22 protein-coding genes are annotated in these 22,630 nt (G+C 71.0%); 9 read left to right on the top strand and 13 right to left on the bottom strand.

The window, feature by feature from the left end; all coding sequences use genetic code 11:
- Positions 1-4: 4 nt before the first annotated feature.
- From nhaA to JOM49_RS25680, 4 genes are all read right to left on the bottom strand, one after another.
- Complete coding sequence (nhaA, locus tag JOM49_RS25695; RefSeq protein ID WP_209666796.1) at positions 5-1,321, bottom strand: Na+/H+ antiporter NhaA; 1,317 nt, start codon at positions 1,319-1,321, stop codon at positions 5-7.
- Positions 1,322-1,613: 292 nt separating this feature from the next.
- The gene (locus JOM49_RS25690; protein ID WP_209666795.1) at positions 1,614-2,345 is read right to left on the bottom strand and encodes an Rv2686c family ABC transporter permease subunit; all 732 of its coding nucleotides are present in this window, start codon (positions 2,343-2,345) and stop codon (positions 1,614-1,616) included.
- Position 2,346: 1 nt separating this feature from the next.
- Positions 2,347-3,057, bottom strand: coding sequence for a fluoroquinolone export ABC transporter permease subunit (locus tag JOM49_RS25685; RefSeq protein WP_209666794.1), 711 nt, complete (start codon positions 3,055-3,057; stop codon positions 2,347-2,349).
- Complete coding sequence (locus tag JOM49_RS25680; RefSeq protein ID WP_209666793.1) at positions 3,054-3,917, bottom strand: ABC transporter ATP-binding protein; 864 nt, start codon at positions 3,915-3,917, stop codon at positions 3,054-3,056. Before JOM49_RS25680 ends, JOM49_RS25685 begins: the two co-directional genes overlap by 4 nt.
- An 80-nt stretch (positions 3,918-3,997) precedes the next feature.
- Between JOM49_RS25680 and JOM49_RS25675 the strand changes: the two genes are divergently transcribed.
- The 4 genes from JOM49_RS25675 to JOM49_RS25660 all read left to right on the top strand — a co-directional run bounded on the left by JOM49_RS25675 (position 3,998) and on the right by JOM49_RS25660 (position 8,656).
- Positions 3,998-4,444 (top strand): GbsR/MarR family transcriptional regulator, encoded by a 447-nt coding sequence (locus JOM49_RS25675; protein ID WP_209666792.1) that lies wholly within the window; start codon positions 3,998-4,000, stop codon positions 4,442-4,444.
- A gap of 105 nt (positions 4,445-4,549) precedes the next feature.
- Complete coding sequence (locus JOM49_RS25670; protein ID WP_245369470.1) at positions 4,550-5,461, top strand: ABC transporter ATP-binding protein; 912 nt, start codon at positions 4,550-4,552, stop codon at positions 5,459-5,461.
- Positions 5,458-7,026 carry an ABC transporter permease gene (locus tag JOM49_RS25665; protein WP_209666791.1) on the top strand — a complete coding sequence of 523 codons (1,569 nt, stop codon included), beginning with the start codon at positions 5,458-5,460 and terminating at the stop codon, positions 7,024-7,026. Before JOM49_RS25670 ends, JOM49_RS25665 begins: the two co-directional genes overlap by 4 nt.
- A gap of 91 nt (positions 7,027-7,117) precedes the next feature.
- The gene (locus tag JOM49_RS25660) at positions 7,118-8,656 is read left to right on the top strand and encodes an alanine/glycine:cation symporter family protein (protein ID WP_209666790.1); all 1,539 of its coding nucleotides are present in this window, start codon (positions 7,118-7,120) and stop codon (positions 8,654-8,656) included.
- Between the two features lie 51 nt (positions 8,657-8,707).
- Here the strand turns inward: JOM49_RS25660 and JOM49_RS25655 are convergent, their stop codons facing one another.
- Together JOM49_RS25655 and JOM49_RS25650 are read right to left on the bottom strand one after the other, a co-directional pair.
- Complete coding sequence (locus tag JOM49_RS25655) at positions 8,708-8,932, bottom strand: hypothetical protein (protein WP_209666789.1); 225 nt, start codon at positions 8,930-8,932, stop codon at positions 8,708-8,710.
- Between the two features lie 131 nt (positions 8,933-9,063).
- Positions 9,064-9,735: a haloacid dehalogenase type II gene (locus JOM49_RS25650; RefSeq protein ID WP_209666788.1), complete on the bottom strand. Its 672-nt coding sequence runs from the start codon at positions 9,733-9,735 to the stop codon at positions 9,064-9,066.
- Between the two features lie 78 nt (positions 9,736-9,813).
- On the opposite strand from JOM49_RS25650, the gene JOM49_RS25645 reads away from it, so the two are divergent.
- From JOM49_RS25645 to JOM49_RS25625, 5 genes are all read left to right on the top strand, one after another.
- Entirely contained in the window at positions 9,814-10,170 is a 357-nt protein-coding gene (locus JOM49_RS25645) for an ArsR/SmtB family transcription factor (protein WP_209666787.1), read from the top strand.
- A gap of 303 nt (positions 10,171-10,473) precedes the next feature.
- Positions 10,474-11,151 (top strand): response regulator, encoded by a 678-nt coding sequence (locus JOM49_RS25640; RefSeq protein ID WP_209671585.1) that lies wholly within the window; start codon positions 10,474-10,476, stop codon positions 11,149-11,151.
- Complete coding sequence (locus JOM49_RS25635) at positions 11,148-12,500, top strand: sensor histidine kinase (protein WP_209666786.1); 1,353 nt, start codon at positions 11,148-11,150, stop codon at positions 12,498-12,500. The genes JOM49_RS25640 and JOM49_RS25635 overlap by 4 nt, the downstream gene beginning before the upstream one ends.
- Positions 12,501-12,687: 187 nt before the next feature.
- Positions 12,688-13,374: a winged helix-turn-helix transcriptional regulator gene (locus JOM49_RS25630; RefSeq protein ID WP_209666785.1), complete on the top strand. Its 687-nt coding sequence runs from the start codon at positions 12,688-12,690 to the stop codon at positions 13,372-13,374.
- Between the two features lie 536 nt (positions 13,375-13,910).
- Complete coding sequence (locus JOM49_RS25625; RefSeq protein WP_308158865.1) at positions 13,911-16,334, top strand: PEP/pyruvate-binding domain-containing protein; 2,424 nt, start codon at positions 13,911-13,913, stop codon at positions 16,332-16,334.
- 407 nt (positions 16,335-16,741) lie between these two features.
- Here the strand turns inward: JOM49_RS25625 and JOM49_RS25620 are convergent, their stop codons facing one another.
- The 7 genes from JOM49_RS25620 to JOM49_RS25590 all read right to left on the bottom strand — a co-directional run bounded on the left by JOM49_RS25620 (position 16,742) and on the right by JOM49_RS25590 (position 22,605).
- Positions 16,742-18,112, bottom strand: a complete 1,371-nt coding sequence (locus JOM49_RS25620) for an MFS transporter (RefSeq protein WP_209666783.1) — start codon at positions 18,110-18,112, stop codon at positions 16,742-16,744.
- Positions 18,113-18,271: 159 nt separating this feature from the next.
- The gene (locus JOM49_RS25615; RefSeq protein WP_209666782.1) at positions 18,272-19,033 is read right to left on the bottom strand and encodes a GntR family transcriptional regulator; all 762 of its coding nucleotides are present in this window, start codon (positions 19,031-19,033) and stop codon (positions 18,272-18,274) included.
- A gap of 63 nt (positions 19,034-19,096) precedes the next feature.
- On the bottom strand, positions 19,097-19,774 hold the full coding sequence (locus JOM49_RS25610) for a substrate-binding domain-containing protein (RefSeq protein WP_209666781.1): 678 nt from the start codon (positions 19,772-19,774) through the stop codon (positions 19,097-19,099).
- Positions 19,771-20,565, bottom strand: a complete 795-nt coding sequence (locus JOM49_RS25605; protein ID WP_209666780.1) for a hydroxypyruvate isomerase family protein — start codon at positions 20,563-20,565, stop codon at positions 19,771-19,773. The genes JOM49_RS25610 and JOM49_RS25605 overlap by 4 nt, the downstream gene beginning before the upstream one ends.
- The gene (locus JOM49_RS25600) at positions 20,562-20,987 is read right to left on the bottom strand and encodes a RidA family protein (RefSeq protein ID WP_209666779.1); all 426 of its coding nucleotides are present in this window, start codon (positions 20,985-20,987) and stop codon (positions 20,562-20,564) included. The genes JOM49_RS25605 and JOM49_RS25600 overlap by 4 nt, the downstream gene beginning before the upstream one ends.
- Positions 20,988-21,002: 15 nt before the next feature.
- Positions 21,003-21,884, bottom strand: coding sequence for an alpha/beta fold hydrolase (locus tag JOM49_RS25595; RefSeq protein ID WP_209666778.1), 882 nt, complete (start codon positions 21,882-21,884; stop codon positions 21,003-21,005).
- A 70-nt stretch (positions 21,885-21,954) separates the two neighbouring features.
- A complete protein-coding gene (locus tag JOM49_RS25590) occupies positions 21,955-22,605 on the bottom strand; it encodes an aspartate/glutamate racemase family protein (protein ID WP_209666777.1) in 651 nt (216 codons plus the stop codon).
- Positions 22,606-22,630 lie beyond the last annotated feature (25 nt).

Here is a 22,630-nt window from a genome sequence, read left to right as displayed (position 1 = left end):
CGGCTCAGGTGGTGTCGTCGCGGCGTTCGTAGACGTCGGGGATCCCGTCGGCATCCTGGTCGAGGTTCTCCAGTTCGTGGATCCGCCGGTACACCCGGTTGCGGGCACGCAGGATGATCGCGGCGAGCAGGGCGGCGAGCAGGGATCCGACGAGGATGGCGACCCGGGCGTGGTCGTCCGGTTCGCTGCCCGCCCCGAAGGCCAATTCGCCGATGAGCAGCGAGACGGTGAACCCGACCCCGCCGAGCATGGCCAGGCCGAGCACGTCCACCCAGCCGAGCCCGTCGTCGAGCTCGGCCTTGGTGAACCTGGACAACAACCAGGTGGCGCCGGAGATCCCGATCGTCTTGCCCGCCACCAGACCGGCGACGACGCCGAGCGCCACCGGGTCGGTCAGCGCGCTGCGCAGGCCGTCCCAGCCGCCGAGCGGGACACCGGCGGCGAACAACGCGAAAACGGGTACGGCGACCGCGGCGGACAAGGGCCGGAACCGGTGCTCGAAGTGCTCGGCCAGACCGGGACCCGCCTCCGGTCCGCCGGCGCGTTCGCTGCGCAGCACCGGCACGGCGAAGCCGAGCAGGACCCCGGCGACGGTGGCGTGCACGCCTGATTCGTGGACGCACACCCAGGTCAGGGCGGCCAGCGGGAGGAGCAGCCACCAGGACCGGACCCGGTACTGCACCAGCAGGGTGAACACCCCCAGCGGGACCAGTGCGAGCAGCAACGGCACGATCCGCAGGTCGTCGGTGTAGAACAGGGCGATGATCAGGATGGCGATCAGGTCGTCCACCACGGCCAGGGTCAGCAGGAAGGTGCGCAGCGCGGAGGGCAGGCAGCGCCCGACCACCGCCAGTACGGCCAGCGCGAAGGCGATGTCGGTGGCGGTGGGGATCGCCCAGCCGCGGGCCGCCTCACCGCCACCGGAGTTGATCGCGAGGTAGATCAGCGCCGGCACGAGGACCCCACCGCAGGCCGCGGCGATCGGCACAGCCGCGCGGCGGGGGTCACGCAGGTCCCCGGCGACGAATTCGCGTTTGAGCTCGAGCCCGGCGACGAAGAAGAAGATGGCCAGCAAGCCGTCCGCGGCCCAGGTCGCCACGGGCAGGTCCAGGTGCAGCGAGGCCGGGCCGATCGTGGACGAGCGCACCGATTCGTAGAACTCGCTCCACGGCGAGTTGGCGAGCACGACCGCCACCACCGCGGCGGCCAGCAGCAGCGCGCCGCCGATCGTCTCCTTGCGGAGGATGTCGGCGATCCGCCGGGTTTCGGGCCACGAACGGCGACTGAACAACACCGGGCGAGTTCGGGGGGTTCGGTTCACGTCTTGCCGGTCTCCTGCATCTCACCGGCGGTTCGCATCACCGGTCGCCCAACCCTCGTCCCGGCCGGGACGAGGGTGCCGACCAGACTTCCCGGCGCACCACGCGCAAAGATGCCGCAAAGAAGCGGCCGGGGCAAATCGCGGTAGCCGATGGGGTGGCGGCCATCGAAGGAAGCCTGTCGGCAGCGTTGTTGCCGCGCCGACGAAAGCCGTCCATGAGCACCGACCACGAGGACGCGATCACCACGGTCATCTGCTCGTTTCCCGCCCGCTGCCCCGGTCTCCGCGGGCGTCACCCGGTGGAGCGGGTGAACCGGCGGTAGAGCGGCCAGATGACCAGCGCGTGGTAGACCACCCCACCGGCCAGGTACGGCCACCAGGTGGTGCCCTCGACCGCCGCGAGGAACGCCTCGGTGGGCCAGAAGGTGGGCACCAGCCCGAACGCCAGCCGCCACGGCGAATCCATGAAGGACGGTAGCAGTGGCAGTCCGGCGATGACGATGCCGAGCGCGCGGATGGCCGCCACTCCTTCGACCTTGTTCGTGGCCACCGCGAGGATGACCAGCGTGACGACGAGCCCGGACAGCCCGGTCAGCAGGCCGATCGGCACGAGCGCCGGGATCAGCCGGGCGGGGAACAGGCCGCTCGCGCTGATCGTGCCGAGCACGATCAGCAGGGTGACGCCGACGGTGGTGGCGGAGCGGTAGCCGAGGTAGCTGCCCATCGATACCGGGGTGACCCGGATGGCGGTGAGCGTGCCCGCGTCGCGTTCGTCGAGCACCAGCAGCGCCATCACCCCGCCGACGACGATCGCGCTGGTCAGCAGCAGGAAGCCGACCAGGACGAGCGGGTGGTACGGGACGAGGTCGAAGCCGAATTCCTCGGCGGCCAGCGTGGTGGCCGCCGGCGTGCCGAAGCGGACCATGGCGATCCAGACCAGCGGGGCGAGGAACAGGCCCACCAGCAGCGTGTCGCGGCGGACGCCGCGCAGGTCGTTGCGCCCGAGTGCGGCGAAGGTGCTCATGTCAGGCGTTTCCCGTCTTCGCGATCAGGTACTTGTCGAACCACCGCCGGGCCGGCAGCCACAACCCCGCCGCGGCGAGCACCGGATAACCCAGGCCGTAGATGATCTGCCAGGGCTGCAGGGTGAGCTGGTCGAACGCGGCGCCGAAGAACAGCAGCGGCCCGTAGGTGGGCACCAGGTAGAGCCAGCCGGTGTCCCAGAGCCCGGCGTAGCCGAAGATCGGCAGGTTGAACAGCGCGATCGGGAGCACCGCGGGCATCACCCAGTCGCTGACCGAGGTGAACGGCAGCGCGCTGAGGAAACCGACCAGCAGCATGAGCACCGTGCCCAGCACGGTGCCGGTCACCAGCAACGGCAGGTGGTAGTCCACGCCGCTGGTCGCGGTGGCGATGCCGACCGCGAGCAGCACCGACAGCCCGGTCAGGCCGATCACCTTCGCGGCCAGGTATTCGCCGAACCGCAGCGGCGTGGCGACGATGGCGTCGAGCGTGCGCTCCCCCTTCTCGAAGAACACGGCTCCGGCGATGAAGAAGAACCCCACGATGGTGAGGTCGCCGAGGAGCACGTACGGTTCGGCCGCGGCACGCAGGCCGGGCGGCATCGGCAGCAGCAGCGCCAGCCACATCACGCCGGAGAACACCGCGGCGTGCGCGAACTTGTAGCGGCGCTGCAGTCGCAGCTCCAGGCGCAGCGCGGCACCGAGCCGGTTCACCGCAAGCTCCGTCCGGTGGTCTCGACGAACACGTCGTCCAGGGTGGCTTCCTTGCTGTGCAGGGTTTCCACCCGCTGATCCCGCAGCAGGCGCAGGAAGTCGGCGTTGTCGGCGAGGCCGTCGAGCGGGAACTCGGTGCCGGTGACGGCGTCGCCGGCGTCGCGGTATTCGACCCGGACCTGGCGGCGGCTGCGGGCCACCTTCAGCTCCCGCGGCGAGTCCAGGGTCGCTATCCGGCCGTCGACGACGAAGGCGACCCGGTCGCACAGCTGATCCGCGGTCGCCATGTCGTGGGTGGTCAGGAACACCGTCTTCCCGCGAGCTTTCTCCGCCAGCACGAGGTCGCGGACGGTCCGGGCGTTGACCGGGTCGAGCCCGGAGGTCGGCTCGTCGAGGAAGAGCAGGTCCGGGTCGTGCAGCAGCGCGCGGACGAACACCAGGCGCATCTGCATGCCCTTGGAGAACTTGCCGACCCTGGTGTGCGCGTCACCGGCCAGCCCCACCGAGTCCAGCAGTTCCATCGGATCCCGGACGGGTCCACTGTGGAGGGAGGCGAAGAACTCGAGGTTCTCCAGCGCGGTCAGCTTCTGGTAGTGGTTGGGCAGTTCGAAGGACACCCCGACCCGGCGGTAGAAGTCCTGCCCCCACTCCGCGGGTTCACGGCCCCACACCTCGGCCCGGCCGCCGTGGCCGGTCAGCAGGCCGATCAGGATCTTCTGCGTGGTCGACTTGCCCGCGCCGCTGGGCCCGAGGAAGCCGAAGATCTCCCCCTGGCCGACGGCGAAGTCCATGCCCCGCACGGCCGGCTCGGCACTGCCGGGGTAACTGAAGGTCAGCGCGCCGACCTCGATCACTGTCATACTGACCAAGGTATCGAGTTTTCGCAAATCTGCGAAGATTGGCGATAGTTAAGATGTTGTCAAAATCCGGGAGGAGCGGGATGGCGGACACCACCGACGCGGCCGAGCGACTGGCGTTGACCCTGGCCGGAGGCGGTATGCAGCGGATGACCGCGCGCGTGCTCTGCGCCCTGCTCTTCGCCGACCAGGACACCCTGACCGCGGGAGAGATCGCCGCGCGCCTGGTGATCAGCCCCGGCACGGTGTCCACCGCGATCAAGAACCTGACCATGGTCGGGCTGATCGAGAAGGTCCCCGCGCCCGGCAGCCGCCGCGAACACTTCCGCTTCCGCGAAGGCGCGTGGGCCACCTTGATGTCGAGCCAGAACCAGGTCGTCCAGGCCATGCAGCAGGCCGCCGACGAAGGCATCGCCATCACCGGCGAAACCAGCCCCGCCGGACGGCGGCTGGTCGAGATGCGCGACTTCTACAGCTACCTGATGGCCGAACTGCCCGCACTGATCGACCGGTGGAAAGCCGGGCGCTGAACCGCTGACAAGCGCCCCTGGCAGGAGTACGGTGCCCGCAGGTGCGCCGGGAAGCCTGGTCGGCAGTGACTGCTCGCTGCCGTCGAAAGGTTTCCCATGGCCGACATGGCTGACATGGCTGACAACGCCATCCACACCGCTGTCCGCATGCGCGGGCTGAGCAAGCGCTTCGGCTCCACCACCGCGGTCCGCGACCTGTCCCTGTCCGTACCGGCCGGTGAGGTCTTCGGCTTCCTCGGGCCGAACGGCGCGGGGAAATCGACCACCATCCGGCTGCTGCTCGGGCTGATCCGCCCGTCCGCGGGCACCGCCGAGATCTTCGGCGACCCGGCAGGCGACGTCCGGCGAGCGCACCGCCACCTCGCCCACGTCCCGGCTGATGTGACCCTGTGGCCGTCGCTGACCGGCCGGGAGATCCTCACCCTGCTCGGCCGGATCGGGCCGCCACCGGACATCGCCTACCGCGCCGAACTGGTCGAGCGTTTCGAACTCGACCTCGGCAAGCGCGCCAAGGCCTACTCCACCGGCAACCGCCAGAAGGTCGCACTGGTGGCGGCCTTCGCCTGCCGGGCGCCACTGCTGGTGCTCGACGAGCCCACCAGCGGGCTGGACCCGTTGATGGAGCGGGAGTTCCAGCGCTGCGTGCACGACGCCCGCAGGCGTGGCCAGACCGTGTTCCTCAGCTCCCACCTGCTCGCCGAGGTCGAAGCCGTGTGCGATCGCGTCGGCATCCTGCGGGCCGGCGAGCTGGTCGAGGTCGCCGGCCTCCCCGAACTGCGCCGGCTGCGCCGCACCGAGGTCGAAGTCGCCTACACCGGCGCGGCACCGCGACTGTCCGGCATACCGGAGATCAGCGGGGTCGAACGGCTCGACGGTGGCCGGCTGCGGTTCTCACTGACCGGCCCACCGGCGGCGACCCTGCGGGCGCTGACCGAGGCCACGGTGACCGGGATCAGCATGCGCGAACCCAGCCTCGCCGAGATCTTCCTCGACTACTACGGCGAGCCGGTCCGATGATCGGCCTGGCCGTCCGGCAGCTCCGGTTCGGCGCCGCCGCGATCATCGCGGTCACCGCCGGGATGTCGGCGCTGGTCGCCGCGCAGTACCAGACCACCTTCGCCGGTGCGCTCGACCACGGCGCGCTGCGGGCGCTGGCCGCCAACCCCGCCATCCGGACGCTGTTCGGCGAACCGGTCGCGCTCGGCGATCCCGGCGGCTTCACCGTGTGGCGCACCGGAACCCCGGTCGGCGTGCTGGTCGGGGTCTGGGCCGCGCTGACCGCGACCCGGCTGACCCGCGGCGACGAGGACGCGGGCCGCCTGGACCTGCTGCTGTCCGGCACCATCACCGCACGCGGCCTGCTCGCCCGCCGGCTCGCCGTGCTCGCCGGAGCCGTGACACTGTCCGGTACCGGGGTGAGCCTCGCGCTGCTCGTCACCGGCACCGCACCGGCCGGAGCGGTGCTGCACGGCGCCGGGATCGCCGCACTGGGGCTGGTGTTCGCCGCGGTCGGGGCGCTCACCGCGCAGTTGCTGCCGTCGCGGTCACCGGCCACCGGCGCGGCGGTGGGTGTGCTGGGGGCCGCCCTGCTCGCCAGGATGGTCACCGACGGCATCGACGCGCCGGCCTGGGTCCGCTGGCTCACGCCTTTCGGCCTGACCGGCCAGCTCCAGCCCTATGCGGCCAACCGCGTCGCGCCACTGGCCGGGCTCGCCGCGCTGGCGGTCGTGCTCGCCGCGGCCGCGATCCTCGCCGCGGGTCGCCGGGATCTGCGCAGCGCCCCACTGGCACTCGACGCCCGTCGCCGCGCGCGCACCCGCCTGCTGCACTCGCTGATCGGGTTCGCGCTGCGCCGCGCGCTGCGGCCGTGGACCGGCTGGCTGTTCGGCGTGGCCGCCTACTTCGCCCTCATCGGGTCGCTGACCACGTCCATCAGCGAATTCCTCAGCGACAACACCCGTTTCAGTGAACTCGCCGCGGGAGCGGGTTTCGGCGGCCTCGGCTCCCCCCACGGTTTCGCCGCCACGATGTTCAGCCTGCTGGCCATCCCCACCGGCGTCTACGCCGCGGTGAGAATCGGCTCCTTCGCCGAGGACGAGACCAGCCGGCGAGCGACGCTGCTGTTCGCCATGCCCTTCTCCCGCCGGAAACTGCTCGGCTGCGAACTCGCCATCACCACGGCCGGAACCCTGCTGCTGGCCACCGGTGCCGGGCTCGCACTGTGGGCGGGTGCCGCCGCGGCCGGCGCCCCGCTCGGGTTCACCGCCGCCATCCACGGCGCACTGAACATCACCCCGATCGCGTTGCTTTCGCTCGGCGCGGCCATCGCCGGGCTCGGCAGGCTACCCCGCGCGACCGTGGCACTCGGCGCCCTCCCGGCCGTGGGCGGCTTCTTCTACCAGGTCGTGGCCCAGAGCGCCGGCGCACCGGACTGGGTCCTCGGCTTCTCCCCCTTCACCCACACCGCCGCCGTTCCACTGGCCACACCCGACTGGCCCGGATCGGCCGGACTGCTGACCGTGGCAGCCGTGCTCACCGCGGTCGGCACCATCGGCTACACCCGACGGGACCTGGCGATCTGACCCCGGCAATGAGCGGAAAGGAGGTAACGAACATCTGAAAAGTCGGCGAATCCCTTGCATCTTCGCGTCTGATTCGGTCCACTTGCGCACCATGTCTGATTCATCGCCCGTGCTGGCGGCCGAGGGCGGCGCCCTGTCCGGGATCGAGAACGCGATCAACACCGTGTTCGACCCGATCTCCGAAGGCCTGTCCGGATTCGTCTTCGCCGAGGTCACCGTCTTCGGCGTCACCTTCCCCTGGATCGTCGCCTGGCTGGTCATCGCCGCCGCGGCGTTCACCGTCTACTTCGGATTCGTGCAGTTCCGCGCGTTCCGGCTGGCCACGCGCATCGCCCGTGGCCAGTACACCAGGTCCGACGAGCCGGGCGAGATCAGCCACTTCCAGGCGCTGAGCTCGGCGCTGTCGGGCACGGTCGGGCTGGGCAACATCGCCGGTGTCGGGGTCGCGGTCACCGTCGGCGGGGCCGGCGCGACGTTCTGGATGATCCTGTGCGGACTGCTCGGGATGTGCACCAAGTTCGTCGAGTGCACCCTCGGCGTGAAGTACCGCGAGGTCCACGCCGACGGCACCGTCTCCGGTGGACCCATGCACTACCTGCGCAAGGGCATCGCCGAACGCTTCCCCAACGCCACCGGCAAAACCCTCGGGCGGATCCTGGCAGGCGGCGCCGCGGTGATGATCCTGTTCTTCGGCATCGCCGGCGGCAACATGTTCCAGGCCAACCAGAGCTTCGCCCAGCTGCGCGACGTCACCGGCGGCGACGACGGCCTGCTCGGCGGCGATGGCGCCGCGCTGATCTTCGGCCTGCTGCTGGCCGCGTTCGTCGGCGCGGTCGTGATCGGCGGCATCAAGTCCATCGGCGCGGTCACCAGCAAGCTCGTTCCCACGATGGGAATCGTCTACGTCGTCGCGTGCCTGATCGTCATCGGCGTGAACCTCGACGCGGTGCCCGGTGCGATCGGCGAGATCTTCGCCGGTGCGTTCGCGCCCGAAGGCGTGGCAGGCGGCGCGATCGGCGCGCTGATCGTCGGATTCCAGCGCGCGGCGTTCTCCAACGAAGCCGGCCTCGGCTCCGCACCGATCGCCCACTCGGCCGTGCGCACCAAGCACCCGATCACCGAAGGCTACGTCGCCCTGCTCGAGCCCTTCGTGGACACCGTGGTGATCTGCACGATGACCGCGCTGACCGTGATCATCGCCAAGACCCAGTTCTGGACCGACGCCAAGGCCACCGTGTTCGCCGGCGGCGAGACCCCCGACGGCGTCACCGTCACCTCGGAGTCCTTCGCCACCGTGCTGCCATGGTTCCCCTATGTGCTCACCGTCGCCGTGGTGCTCTTCGCCGTGTCGACCATCATCACCTGGGGCTACTACGGCCAGAAGGCCTGGACCTACCTGTTCGGCAAGAGCGCGTTCAGCGAACGCCTCTACCACGTGGTGTTCTGCCTCTTCGTCGTCGCCGGTTCGGTGCTCACCCTCGGCAGCGTGCTCGACTTCGCCGACGCCGTGCTGTTCCTGCTGGCACTGTTCAACATCGCCGGTCTCTACCTGCTCGCCCCCGTCGTCAAGCGCGAGATGCGCGACTACCGCGAACGCCGCCGCAACGGCGAAATCGTCCGGACCAAGTAACCCGCGGCCGCTCCCATCGCCCACTGTGGACGGTGGGAGCGGTTCGCGTGCTCACCACTTGGCGCGACCGGCGACGTCCCAGCGGGTCAGCCGGAACTGGGCCAGGCGGTGCAGCATCTCCTCCATCGCCTCCGGCACGATCTGCCCGTCGAGGTCGCGCTTGGCCGCGACCACCGTGCCGACGATGCCGGACGGTGGCACGGTGGCGAACTCCCCCGCGAGTTCGCGAACCACCTTGCTGACGACGTCCTCACTCCGGGCGGTGTCGATCGACATGTTCCTCCTCGGTCGGCTGCACCCCCATCATCGCGGCGGAAGCCCCAGACCGAACTGACGACTGACTGACGATCGCCCGCGTACCTGACGAACACACCGGAGAACCGGGCCCCGCTGGACGACGCGTGGCCTCATCCGTCGGCGTGCCGGGTGAGGAGCTGGGTGGCGACGTCGTCGATGTCGGTGGCGGTGAGCGTGGGTGAGCTGATCGCAGGGAGCGGCGAGCGTTGTCCCCGGGTGATGTAGGCGGTGGCGAGGCCGGCGGCTGCGGCGCCGGTGATGTCCCAGTCGTGGGCGGCGATCAGGATCGCGTCGGAGGGTGCGACCTGTTCGGTCTCGACAACGAGTTGGTAGGGCTCGGGTGCGGGTTTGAGCCGTCCGGCCTGGTCGGCGGAGTAGACGGCGTCGGTCAGTGGCCGGAGGCCGGCGTTGCGCAGTTGGTCTTCGGCGACGGCGTCGACGGAGTTGGTCAGGGTGACCACGCGGAACCCGGCTGCGCGAAGCCGGGTGATCGCGTCATGCACCTCGGGGTGGGCCGGGAGCCGGCGCAGGCGGTCACCGAGTTCGCGTTGGTGCTCGGGGGTGGCGGTGCGGCCGCGAGTGGCCGCGATCGGCGGCAGGCAGGCCGCGGCGATCTGCCCGAACGGGCGGTAGTCGCGGGCGGCGGTCAGCGCCAGGGCGTTGTGGATCAGCAGGTCAAACCAGTCACGCCGGGCCGAGGGGTCGCCGGTGAGATCGGCGAAGAAGTCGTCGAGCGCGGCCAGGTCGAGCAGTGTCTCGTTGACGTCGAACACGCACAGCAAGAGGAGCCCTCCGTAGGTACGATGATTATCGTACCTCGAAGGTACGATAGCGACCGTACCTTTGTCGAGGAGGATTTCGTGGACCTGCCCGTACCGCCGATGGCCGAGGTCGATCTCGGGCAGGTGTTCCGCGCACTGGCGGATCCGTTGCGCCGTGCGGTGATCGCCGAACTCGCCGCCGATCCGGCGGAGGGCGAGCGCGCGTGTTCCTCGTTCAGCATGCCGGTGGCGAAATCGACCAAGACGCACCATTGGCGGGCGCTGCGCGAGGCCGGCCTGATCGTGCAGCGCGACGCGGGCAACGGCACTTTCGTGTGCCTGCGCCGGGCCGAGTTCGAGCAGCGGTTCCCCGGCCTGCTGGACGTGGTGCAGAAGCTGGCCGGAACAGACGACGTCGGACACCGGGTAGGGCCGGCCGCTCCCACCGCCGAGTGACGCCGCACCTCACGGCGAAGCACTTCGGGCAAGGCGGATCGTCAGGTGTTCGTCAGGTGCGAAACGCCGGCCACGCGGCACGATCGGAACGCGGGTGCGCGGCCGCCGGGGGCGGGCACCCGCGACCGCGCAGGCCCAGACCCGGGAGGACCCGTGACCGCTGCCCGCCGGACCGGCCGGACGCTGATCATCGTCGGCTGTTCCCGGCGTGCTCGGTAGCCCGTGGCGCCATGCGACAATCTGCCGCTCGGAGGTGAAGTGGATGACCCGAGCGCACTCAGCGACCCCGGCCGGATCGGGCTCATGACCTCGGTGCTGCTGGTCGAAGACGACGAACGCATCCGGGAAGCCCTCGGACTTTCCCTGGCCGACCACGGCTTCGAGGTGGTCGAGGCGGGCTCGGGGGAACAAGCGCTGAGCGTGGTCGAGTCCACGCCGGTCGACGTGGTGCTGCTGGACCTGATGCTGCCGGGGATCGACGGCATGGACGTGTGCCGTTCACTGCGGTCGCGCGGCGACCTGCCGATCATCATGGTCACCGCCCGCACCGATACCCGCGACGTCATCGACGGCCTGGAGGCCGGTGCCGACGACTACGTGACCAAGCCGCTGGTCGCCGGTGAGCTGGCGGCCCGCATCCGGGCCCTGTTGCGCCGCCGCGGCCCCAGCCGTCCCGAACTGGTGGTGGGCGCGCTGAGGATCCACCCGAACACCGGGGAGGTCGAGCGGGACGGGGAGCCACTGCACCTGACCAGGACCGAGTTCCGCCTGCTGTCCGAACTCGCCGCGGCCGGCGGGGATGTGGTGACCAGGGAGCAGCTGCTCCAGCGTGTCTGGGGCTACGACTACTTCGGCGACACCCGGCTGCTGGACGTGCACATCCGCCGGTTGCGCCGCAAGGTCGAGACCGATCCGGACGAACCGGGGCTGGTGCTCACCGTGCGCGGCGTCGGCTACCGGGCGCACCGGGACGGCGGATGAGCAAGCGCTGGTCACTGCGGTGGCGGGTGACCGCGGCTCTCGGGGTGGGCTCGCTGCTGATCGTCAGCGTGCTCGCGGTGACCACCTGGAACCTGGCCACCAGCTACCTGCTCGACCAGCGCGAGCAGGCCGCCGTGCGCCAGGCCCAGCTCAACGTGCGCCTGGTCGACGCCGCGATCCGCGACCGGTCCAGCGGTCTCGACGAACTGCTCACCGGCCTGACCACCGGCCCGGACTCGTCGATCCTGGTCTACCGGCCGGGACGGTGGCTGAGCAGCGGCAGGCAGATCCCGCCGCAGACCCTGCCCGGCGAACTGCTCGACCTGGGCCGGGCCGGTGAACCCGCCCGCCAGCGTCTGCTCGCCGACGGCATCCCGGCGCTGGCGGTGGTGCTGCCCGTGGTCTCGGAAGGCGGCTTCTACATCGAACTGTTCCCCTTGGTGGAGCTGGACCGCACGATGCGGTTCCTGAGCATCGTGCTGACCGCCGCGACCGTGGCCAGCGGTCTGCTCGGCGGTGGCCTGGGCTGGTGGGCCAGCCGCCGCGCCCTGCGCCCGCTGACCACGCTGACCGATGCCGCCTCACGCATCGCCGCGGGCGAGCACGACGCCCGGCTGCCCGCGCAGACCGACCCCGACCTCGCCCCGCTCGCGGCCACCTTCAACGCCACCGCCGAAGCCCTGGAGCACCGGGTCCAGCAGGACGCCCGGTTCGCCGGTGACGTCAGCCACGAACTGCGCTCACCGCTGACCACCATGGCCAACGCCGCCGAAGTGCTCGACCGCCGGCGGGAAGCCATCCCCGCGCCCGCCCGCCGGGCGCTGGACCTGCTCGTTTCCGAGATCCACCGATTCCAGCGCATGGTCGTGGACCTGCTGGAGATCTCCCGCGCCCGCCAGGAGTCCGACGAGCAGTCCTGGGAACTGGTCGACCTCGGCGACGTGGTCCGCCGGGTGCTCGAACACCGGAACCAGCCGGACGTGCTGAAGGCGCCTGAGCCCGCGCTGGTGCTGGCCGACCGGCGCCGGCTCGACCGGGTGGTCGGCAATCTGCTCGACAACGCCGACCGCTACGCCGGCGGCGTGCTGCGCATCGCCGTCACCAGCCAGGGCGGCAAAGTCCGGCTGGAGGTCGACGACCAGGGGCCCGGTGTGCCGGAGGAACTGCGGTCCCGCATCTTCGAGCGCTTCACCCGCGGCCAGGCCCGCGGACGGGGCACGGACACCGGCAGTGGGCTCGGGCTCGCCATCGTGGCCGACCACGTCGCCCGGCACGGCGGCACCGTCCGGGTGGAGGAACGCCCCGGCGGGGGCGCCCGGTTCGTCATCGAACTACCGGAGGCGGAATGAGGAAACTGACTCTGGTCATCATCGTGGCTGCTTGTGCCGGATGCGGCGTGAGCACCCAGGACCGCCCGGAGAAGCTGCCCTCGGTCACCCGGGCGACCGATCCCGCGCCCTCGGTCACCCAGGTGCCCGACTCAGCCCCCGGATCGTCAGGCAGTCGTCAGGTTCCCCCGCCGGGATCCACGACAGGATGACCGCTGTGAAGCGCTCCGCGACCCACCACCCGGCGACCAGGACCACCGATCTGCTGGGCGAGGCGTGGACCACGCTGATCATCGCCGAACTGTTCGACGGGCCGTACTGCGTCGACGACCTCGCCGGCGTGCTGCCCATGGTGTCCCGCTCGAGCCTCGGCCACCGGATGCGCCGCCTGCACGCCGCGGGCCTGGTCGAAGCGACCACCGACCGGCACGGCCGGTTCCACTACCGGCTCACCGACGCCGGGCGGGACCTCAAGCCGGTGCTGACCGAACTCGCCCGCTGGGGCAGCCGCTGGCTGCCGCCACCCCGCGCCGGTGAACTGGACCCGCAGGTGCTGCTGACCGACCTGTGCCGGGCCATCGGCAGCCCCCACGACCCGGCCGCCATCCACATCCGCTTTTCCGACCTCCCCGGACCGCGTCAGTGGTGGGTGGTGCTCGGCGCGAGCCGGGCCCGGCCGCAGCGGCAACCACCCGGCGGCCTGCCGGTGCTGGTGGAACTCGAGTGCACCCTCACCGCCCTGGCCGGCGTGTGGTTGGGGCACAGCCGTTGCCTGGACGAACTGCGGGCCCGGACGCTGCGCTTCACCGGCAGCCGGGCCGCGGTGCGCCAGGTGGTGGGCTGGCTCGGCGCCCGCTCGGCGGTGAGCGGCGAGACGCCGCGAATCGTCAGGTAACCGTCAGGTCGAACCGGCCGCGAACGCGCGAGGATTGACCCCGGCGCGAAGGACGCGCCACTCGCGTTGGAGGCCTGGGTTCCACGATGACCGCTGTACCGGCCGGTGGCAGCGTCGCCTTGCGACTGATCTGCGACGGATGCGGCAGAACCGGCCCACCGGCCGAGCCACGGGTGCCCCACCACGAGGCTTGGTTGCTGCTGTGGGGAAGTGCCTGCCAGGACGGCTGGCGCGGCCACGACCGGGCGATCGGACCGCACTACTGCGCCCACTGCGCCGACTGAGCCGCCCGCCCTCGCCACCGGGGTTGATGGCGAGGGCGGGAACCCGCACGAAACCGTCCGGTGTGGACCAGCGCCGAGGTGCGCGGTCGCGTCATCTCCTGCTGCCCGGGATCGGCCGTCCCCACGGCGCTCCGGTCGACCGGTGACAGCGGCTCGAGGACGGAGTACGGTTTTTCCAGGTGCGCCGGGAAGCCTGGTCGGCAGTCGCTGCCGACTGTCTACGAGAGGCTCCCGATGTCCGCAGGTGCGCACGTGCTCCGTCTGGCCGACCTTGATTCCTCGATGATCGGCCTGGCCGGTGGCAAGGCCGCGGGTCTCGGCGAGCTGATCCGGGCAGGTGAACGGGTCCCGGCTGGGTTCTGCCTGACCGTCGAGTCCTTCGTGGCGCGGGACCTGCCCGAGAAGGCGCTGCTCGAGGCTTACCAGCAGCTCGGCGGGGGCCGGGTCGCCGTTCGTTCCAGCGCTACCGCGGAGGATCTGCCGGACGCGAGTTTCGCCGGCCAGCAGGACACCTTCCTCGACGTCGAAGGGGACGGCCCGCTCGTCGACGCCGTTCGCGGGTGCTGGGCGTCCTTGCACACCGACCGGGCGATCGCCTATCGCGCGGCTGCCGGGATCGACGACGCCGCGATGGCCGTGGTGGTCCAGCGGATGATCGACCCCGCCGTGGCCGGTGTCCTGTTCACCGCCAACCCGATCACCGGCTGCCGCACCGAGATGGTCGTCGACGCCGCCCCGGGCCTGGGCACCGCCGTCGTCGACGGTTCCGTCGTGGCCGATCACTACGTCCTCGGCGAGGGCCCGCCGGACTTACCGGAGGCCGGTTGCCTCGATGCTCTGCAGCTCCGGCAACTCCGCGAGGCCGGACGGCGGCTGCAGCGGCATTTCGGTTCCCCACAGGACATCGAATGGGCGATCGATCCGGCCGGCACGCTGTGGTTGCTCCAGTCGCGGCCGATCACCACCCTGTTCCCGGTGCCGCCCGACACCGGCGAGATCCGCTTGTACCTCGAGTTCGGGCACCTCCAGGGCATGCTGCGGCCGTGCACGCCGATGGGCGTGTCGCTGCTCAAGACCGGTGCGGCGCAATGGTTCCAGGCCCATGGTGTCCGAGACGCCCTGCTGGATCCGCTGCCTCGCCTGGTGCCGATCGGCGGTCGCCTCTACTTCGACCTCACCGACTTCATCCGCAGCAAGCCCCTGCGGGATCAGCTGCCCGCCTCCTTGGAAATCTACGGACCTCGGGTGCAGAGCTCGATGGGGCGCATGCTGACCGATCCGCGTTTCGCGCCTCGCCCCGGCCTGCCGTTCCGGCTGGGCAACGCCGCCCGGGTCACCGCGTTGCTCACGCCGAGCCTGCTCGCGGGGTTGGTGTCGAGCCTGGTCCGCCCGGATGCCGCCAGAGCCCGGGCGTACCGCGCCGTGGACGAGATCCGGCACCGGACCGTCCCGCCGTCGGAGACCGCCACGGCTGAACAGCGGCTCGACTGGGTTGCCGAAGACTCGCACCGCGCGGTCATGAGCCGGGGCATGCTGGGCCTGATGGGGCCGTTGATGGCCGGGATCATGGTCGGCGCGGCCCCGGCCGCGCTGCTCGGCGACCTCACTTCGGGTGACGAACTCGACGTCGTCCTTGGTGGCATGCCGCACAACGTCACCACCGAGATGGATCTGGAGCTCTGGGGCCTCGCGGTGAAAGCCCGGGAACACCGAGCTCTGTTCCTCGGTACCGCGCCGGCCGAGCTCGCCGCGAAGTACCGCACCGGCGAACTACCGGACATCGGGATGACCGGCTTCCTGGACCGGTACGGCCTGCGCGCAGCCGCGGAAATCGATGTCGGCCTGCCCCGGTGGGAAGAAGACACCACGCCGCTGTGGGCCACCATCGCCAACTACCTCCGTGTCGCCGACCCCGCTCAGGAGCCGGATCGGCGATTCCGGCTGGCCGCGGCGAGGGCGGAAGAAATGATCGACACACTGGCCAGGCGGGTGCGTCGCAAGCGGCCGATACGCGGCCGGATCGCCGTCTTCCTCATGCGCCGGTCCCGCCGGCTCACCGGCCTCCGCGAAATCGGGAAGTTCGCCTGGCTACCCGCGATCCAGACCTCCCGCCGGCAACTGCTCATGATCGGCGAGCAACTGGTCACCCGGCGGCTGCTCGCCCGCGCCGACGACATCATGTTCCTCGACCTCGGCGAAGCACGATCGGCCGTGCGGAACGGCGCCGACCATCGTGACCTGGTGGCCCGGCGGCGCGCGGACTACCAGCGGGAGTTGCGGCGCCCGACCGTTCCCGGCGCCTTGCTCTCCGATGGCACCGATGTGGAGGCTCTCGCGCCGGCGCCGCCGGTGGAAGACGGCGTCCTGACCGGGATGGCCGGCGCGGCGGGCCGGGCGACCGGCAAAGCACGCGTGATCCGCGACCCCGCCGGGGCGCACATCGAACCCGGGGAGATCCTGGTGGCCCCCACCACCGACCCCGGCTGGACCCCACTGTTCCTGACCACCGCGGGCCTGGTCACCGAAACCGGCTCACCGCTGGCCCACGGCCCCACCGTGGCCAGGGAATACGGCATCCCCGCCGTCATCTGCGTCCGGAACGCCACACACGAGATCAAGACCGGGCAGCTGATCACCATCGACGGAAGCGCCGGAACCGTCCGGATCGAGGAGTAGCGCCGGCGGTCGATCCGACCGGCGACAGCGCCGTTCCACCGAAGACCGCCTCGGTTTCTCGATCAGCAAAGGAAGATCGACGCCCACTTCGCCGAGGCACCACAGGTTGGCCCGGTAGTTGATCGCCTGCGGAGGAAACCGGTGGCCGAGGCCATGGCGTGGCAGGAAGGCGACCCGGCGATCGTGCCGAAGGAGCCGGCGGGGAGCCGTACGGGCTGGCCGATCGTGGTGCGCGGCAACCCGCTTCAAGGCACCGAAGTCGGTCACCTTCGGCCAGCTCCCGAAGACCTCGACCGGGAAGATCCGGAAGTACCTGCTGCGCGAGGAGGCGTGGGCCGGCACCGGGCGGCGGATCGGCTGAGCGCCTCGGGCCGGGCGCCCAGCACCACCGCCGCACCGCGGCCCGGCTAGCCCTGCGCCGACCGGGCAGGCATCGCCGGGCCTGGCTGGTACGCGGCCTCCTCCGCCATGTCGTGGTTCCGGCCGAAGACCGTGACACCGACGATCGTGACCGCGCAGGCGACGGCGACGTAGCACGCGACCGGGAACCAGGAGTCCTGCCAGCCGAGCAGAGCGGTGAAGATGAGCGGCGCGACCGCGCCCCCGAAGGTGCTCCCGATGGCGAATCCCAGCGAACTCCCGGTCGAGCGCAGGCGCGGCGAGAACTGTTCGGTGATCAACGCACCCTGCGGCCCGTACATGAAGGAGTGCAGCCCCAGCCCGATCACGACGCCTCCGACGAGCACGCCGAGCGAAGCTCCGACGATGGCGGGCAGGAAGACGAACGGCCAGATCGCGGCGGCGACGGCGGCCACGACGTACTGGAGCCTCCGGTTGATCCGGTCGGACAGCGCCGCCGCGATCGGGACGAACACCAGTTGCCCCGCCGAGCCTGCCAGCACCGCCACCAGCACCTCCCCGGACGTGAATCCCGCCTTCGACGTGCCGTAGACCAGCGTGAAGACGACGAACAGGGCGGAGACGACGTCCGGGCCGACGCGGGCGGACGACGCCGCGACCAGGCCGCGCAGTTCCGTACGGAAGACCTCGCGGACCGGGGCCGTCGGCTGCTCCCCCCGCTCCCGGATCGCGCGGAAGATCGGCGTGTCCTCGAGCTTGAGCCGGACCCACAGGCCGACCGCGATCAGCAGTGCGGAAGCCAGGAACCCGACCCGCCAGCCCCAGGAGAGGAACGCCTCCCTCGACATCGCGGTGGTGAGCAGCGCGAGCACACCGTTCGCGAGCAACGTCCCGGCCGCCGGACCCATCTGCGGTGCGCTGCACCAGAGCCCGCGCCGGGCGGGATCGCCGAATTCACTGGACAGCAGCGGAGCCACCCCGAGTTCCCCGCCGACCCCCACACCCTGCGCGAACCGCAGCAGAACGAGCAGGATCGGTGCCGCGACGCCGACCGTGGCGAATGTGGGCAGCACCCCGATCAGCAAGGTCGCCACGCCGATCAGCAGCAGCGTGACGACGATGATCTGCTTGCGTCCCACCACATCGCCCAGCTTGCCGAGGAAGAAGGCGCCCAGCGGGCGGGAAAGGTACCCGACGGCGTACGTGGAGAACGCCAGCAACCAGGAGGCGATGGGATCGCCGCTCGGGAAGAAGAGGACCGGAAAGACGAGTGCGGCCGACGCGGAGTAGATCCCGAAGTCGTACCACTCCAGGGCCGTTCCCGTGAGGCTGGCGGTGAACGCGCGGGCCAGCTGCCGTCGCGGCGGCCGGGCGGTCGCGCCGGACGGTTCCGGCGGCTGTGGGCGCTGATCTTCCATTGTGGACTCCCGACATTGAGGTATATGCAAGGTATACGTCAGGTAGAGGTTCGCCAAGGCTCTCGTGACAGCCAGTTTTCTGGCGCTGTGGTCTGCGGAGATGCCGCGAACGAACGAGAATCGGGGCCTGGCTGGAGCGCCAGGTCCGCGGGCGGGTGCTCAGGCCCGCGGAGTTGTCCCCTTGAGTGCGTCTTCGAGCAGCGGATCCAGGAACACGTCGACCCCGAACTTCTCGACGGCGTGCTCGCTCAGCAACCGCACGAGGCGGCGTTGCGTACCACGGGCGTGCTCGGGCAGCAGAGCGCGCAACGTGTCGTGGTCCCGCTCGGCGACGGCCGTGATGATGCGCTCGTGTTCCTCGAGGTTGATCTCGAACTCGCGGTCCTGTTGCGCCGCCAGCTGGGATTCCAGCTGGTACAGGTAGACGTTCAGCCGCCGCGCGTGCCGGTGTGTCGACTCGGCGAAGGCGTAGAAGAACGAATTGCCGACGGTGCGGTGCAACCGCAGGTGGAAACGCTCGTTCACCTCGGTGATGAGGAGGTGGTTGCGGGTGCGGACCTGCTCGGCGTAGTCCCGCTGGATCTCGGCGAGGTCGTCCGCCAGTGCCGGGTCGTCGAGCCGGCACTGCTGTCCGAGGACGTTCTCGACCAGTTGCTGGGCCACCACGATGTCACCGATCTCCGCCAGGTCCAGCGCGCGGACGAACGTGCCGCCGCGGTTCGGCTGGATGGTGACGAACCCTTCGGCGGCGAGCCGGTTGATGGCTTCGCGGGCCGGTGTGCGGCCGAGCTGGAACTGGCTGATCAGGAGCGGCTCGTCGATCCGGCTGCCGGGACGCAGGGTGAGGTCGATGATCCGCGACCGCAGCATGGCCAGCGCACCGTCGGTCTGGGACGGGCGGTGGTCCCCGTTGCCTGCCATGTCCCGGTCCCGTCGTCCTGTCGTCGCTCGTGTCGGGCACTGCGTCGTGCTTCACGGCGAATCCTAGTGGGGTGGGATCGGGGGAAGGGGCTGGAGGTCGAACCGTGCGTACGCCGCCTGGTTCTCCTCCGCCGCGAGGAACCTCGCCAGCTGCGCCGCTTCAGGGCGCGGCCCTGGCGCGACGGCGAAGGTGGTGTAGTGCTGCACGGCCTCGGGTAGCGGGCCGATCACGTCGACGCCGGCGATGACGCGCAGTTCGCTGAGCTGCTGGACGGCCAAGTCGGCCCGGCCGTCGAGGAGGGCGGTGGCGGTGAAGCCCTTTCGCAGGACGGTCGCTCGCGTGGTGACCTGGTTCGCGATCCCCAGCTCGTCGAGCAGGCGGGCGAACCGGATCCCGCTCGCTCCGGACCGGGAGTAGGCGACCGAACGCGCACCGGTCAACGCCGCGACGAGGTCGTCGACCGTGGTGATCGACGGGGCCGGTGCTCCCGCGCGCACGGCGAGTCCGATGCCGGTACGAACGAGCGGTATGGCGTCCTCCACCGCGATCAGCTCCGAGAACTCGGGGCGGTGCAGCTCCGATTCGATGGCGATGAGCACGTCCGGGCGTTCTCCAGAGGCGATCCGCTCGACGAGGACGCTCGTGGGATCGAAGCTGGGCCGGACGGGCACCCCGGTCCAGGCTTCCAGGAGGCCCGCCTGCAGCGGCCCCTGCACGGCGAGGGTGCTGAACAGCTTCATGGGAGGCCGCCGATCCGCTCGCGCCAGCCGAGGCCGGCCACCGTGCCGGCCGCCGGGCGGTACTCGCAGCCGATCCAGCCCTCGTAGCCGAGCTCGCCGAGCGTCGAGAGCACGTGCTGGAAGCGGATCTCCCCGGAGCCCGGTTCGGCGCGGCCCGGCGCATCGGCGATCTGCACGTGGGCGATCACCTCGCGCAGGGCCGTCAGGCGGGTGGTGAGATCGCCTTGGGCGACCTGGCAGTGGTAGACGTCGAACTGCACGCCGAGGTGCCGGTGGCCGACCGCGGCCACGACGGCCGCGGCCAGCTCCTGGGTGTCGATCAGGTAGCCCGGTGCGTCTCGCGGGTTGAGCGCCTCGACGGTGAGGCGCACCCCTGCCTCGGCGGCCCGCTCCGCCGCCCAGTGGGCGTTGGCGATGAAGCAGGTCAACGCGGCATCGCGGGAGACGCCCGGCGGAAGCACGCCCGCGCGGAGCTGGACGAGGGGCCGATCGAGCGCGACCGCGTAGTCGAGCGCTCGTTCGACGCTCACCCGGAACTGCCCGGCCTGTTCCGGCAGGCAGCCCCAGCCGGTCGCGGCCGGTGAGCCCGGCTCGCCGACCGGGGTGTTCACCAGCACCAGCCGCAGGCCGGCCGCGTCGAGCAGGGCACGCCACCGGGAGAGCGGCATCGAGTACGGCTGGGCGTGCTCGACGGCGGTGAACCCGGCCGCCGCCGCGGCCTCGAAGCGGCGCTCGATCGGCACCTCGGTGAACAGCCAGCCGATGTTGGCGGCGAAGCGTGCCGCGTTCACGAGCCCGGGCTCTCGGCGGCGGTGACCGCGGCGACGAGCTCGACCTCGACGCAGGCGCCGTGGGGCAGCTGAGCGACGCCGACCGCGCTGCGAGCGGGACGCCCGTTGTCGCCCAGCGCCTGCAGCAGCACTTCCGAAGCCCCGTCGAGCACCGCGCCCTGGGCGGTGAAGTCCGGGGCCGACGCGACGAATCCGGTGATCTTGAGGATGCGTTCGACGCGCAGGCCCGGCGTGTCCTCCAACGCCCGCAGCAGGGCTTTCGCGCACAGCCCCGCCGCCTCCCGGGCCGTGGGCAGGTCGACCTCGGCGCCGACCTTGCCGGGGGAAGCGAGGGTGCCGTCACGACGGGGAAGTTGCCCGCTCAAGTAGGCGACGCCGCCGTGCACGACGACGGGGGTGACGAACGGACTCGGTCCGGCCACGGTGGTTTCCTCCTGTCAGGCGGGCAGGTCGGCGGAGAAGCGGGCGATCTCGGCGACGAGTTCGGCCGGCTTCTCCTCGGGGATGTAGTGGCCGCTGCCGGCGATGACGCCGCCGCGGACGTCCGCGGCCAGCGGCTTCATGCTCTCGTAGAGGTCGGGGGCGGAACCGACTTCGCCGCCCAGTGCGAGGACCGGCACGGTGATCTGCTGGTGCATCAGCGTGGTGTTGCGCTCGATGTCCTCGAGCACCGCGCGGTAGTAGCCGAGCATCCCGCGCAGGCCGCCGTGGGTGGCGTAGGCCCGCTCGTACTCGTCGATGTCTTCCCGGGTGAAGGTTTCCCGCCAGTTGGCCGTCTTGCGGCTGAAGAACCACTCGATGAGGACGCGTTCCCGGCCGCTGAGCAGCGCCTCGGGAAGATCCGGGATCGGGTTGAACAGGAAGTGCCAGTTGCGCCAGTTGTCCGGGCCGAGCGTGATCGTCGGCCGCAGGGTGACGCCCGGGATGTTCCCGTCGAGCAGCACCAGCCCGCGCAGCCGCTCGGGGTACCGGTGGGCGAACGGATAACCCACCCACGCGCCGACGTCGTGCCCGACCAGCACGTAGCGGTCCTCGCCGAGCCGGGCGAGCAGGTCGTGCAGGCGCTCGGCGGTCGTCCAGGTGTCGTAGCCGCCCACGGGCTTGTCGGAGTCACCCTGGCCGGGCAGGTCGACCGCGATCACGTGGTGGTTCCCGGCGAGCAGGGGCACGACCCGGCGCCACGCGTACACGCTCTGGGGAAAGCCCGCGGCCAGGACAACGGTCGGTCCCTCGCCGGCCTCCACGATGTGCCAGCGCAGGTCGCCTGCCGAGACCATGCGGTGCCGGGGCTCGGCGCCCTTCGGCGACGACTCTGTCATGGATTCTCCTTCTGTGTCAGGATTTTCGTCTTCACCGTGGGCCATGCGTCCCAGGCGCACGGCTCCTCCTTCATCCACCGACCGCGACGCGCAACGCGCGCACGGCCGACTCGGGCGCGGTGAACACCGGCACGGCGACAGCCTCGCGAACGCCCGGAGCGGCTCGTGCGGTCGAGAAGTGGGCGAGCACGATCGCGTCGACGTCCGCCAGGTTGGGCGCGGCGGCGGCGACGAGCCGGTTGTGCGCTTCGGCGTCGCCCGCGCGGAGGACGTCGAGCGCGCCGGGCACGAGAACCGTCCGCAGCGTGGCTGGTACGCCTTGCGCGATGGCGGCGAACTCCTCCTCCATCGAAGCCACCGACGGGGCGAAGGTGGCCAGCATCCCGATGCTCGTCCCGTGCGCGAGAGCGGCGCGGAACATCGCCTCGTTGGGTTTGACCACCGGCACGTCGAGCTCGGCGTCCGCCTGCTCGATGGCCTTGCCGAACGCCGAACAGGTCGCCAGGATGCCCGCCGGGCCGGTCGAGCGGGCGTAGCGGGCGAGCGCGACGAACCGGCTCGTCAGTTCTCCGGTGAGCTCAGGGGTGCGCGCCCGCGCGGTGGTGAGGCCGGAGTCGAGCAGGTCGGCCGGCTCGGCTTCGGGCCACTCCGTCCGGAACGCCGCGTGCACCGGCTCGATCGCGACCGGCGTCGCGTGCAGGAGTGTGATGGGCACGGTCACGGTTCCTCCTCGGAGAGCGTCGGCG

It is taken from the genome of Amycolatopsis magusensis, assembly GCF_017875555.1.
In the GTDB taxonomy this organism is placed as follows: Bacteria; Actinomycetota; Actinomycetes; order Mycobacteriales; family Pseudonocardiaceae; genus Amycolatopsis; species Amycolatopsis magusensis.
This window is presented reverse-complemented; position numbering and strand designations above follow the sequence as displayed.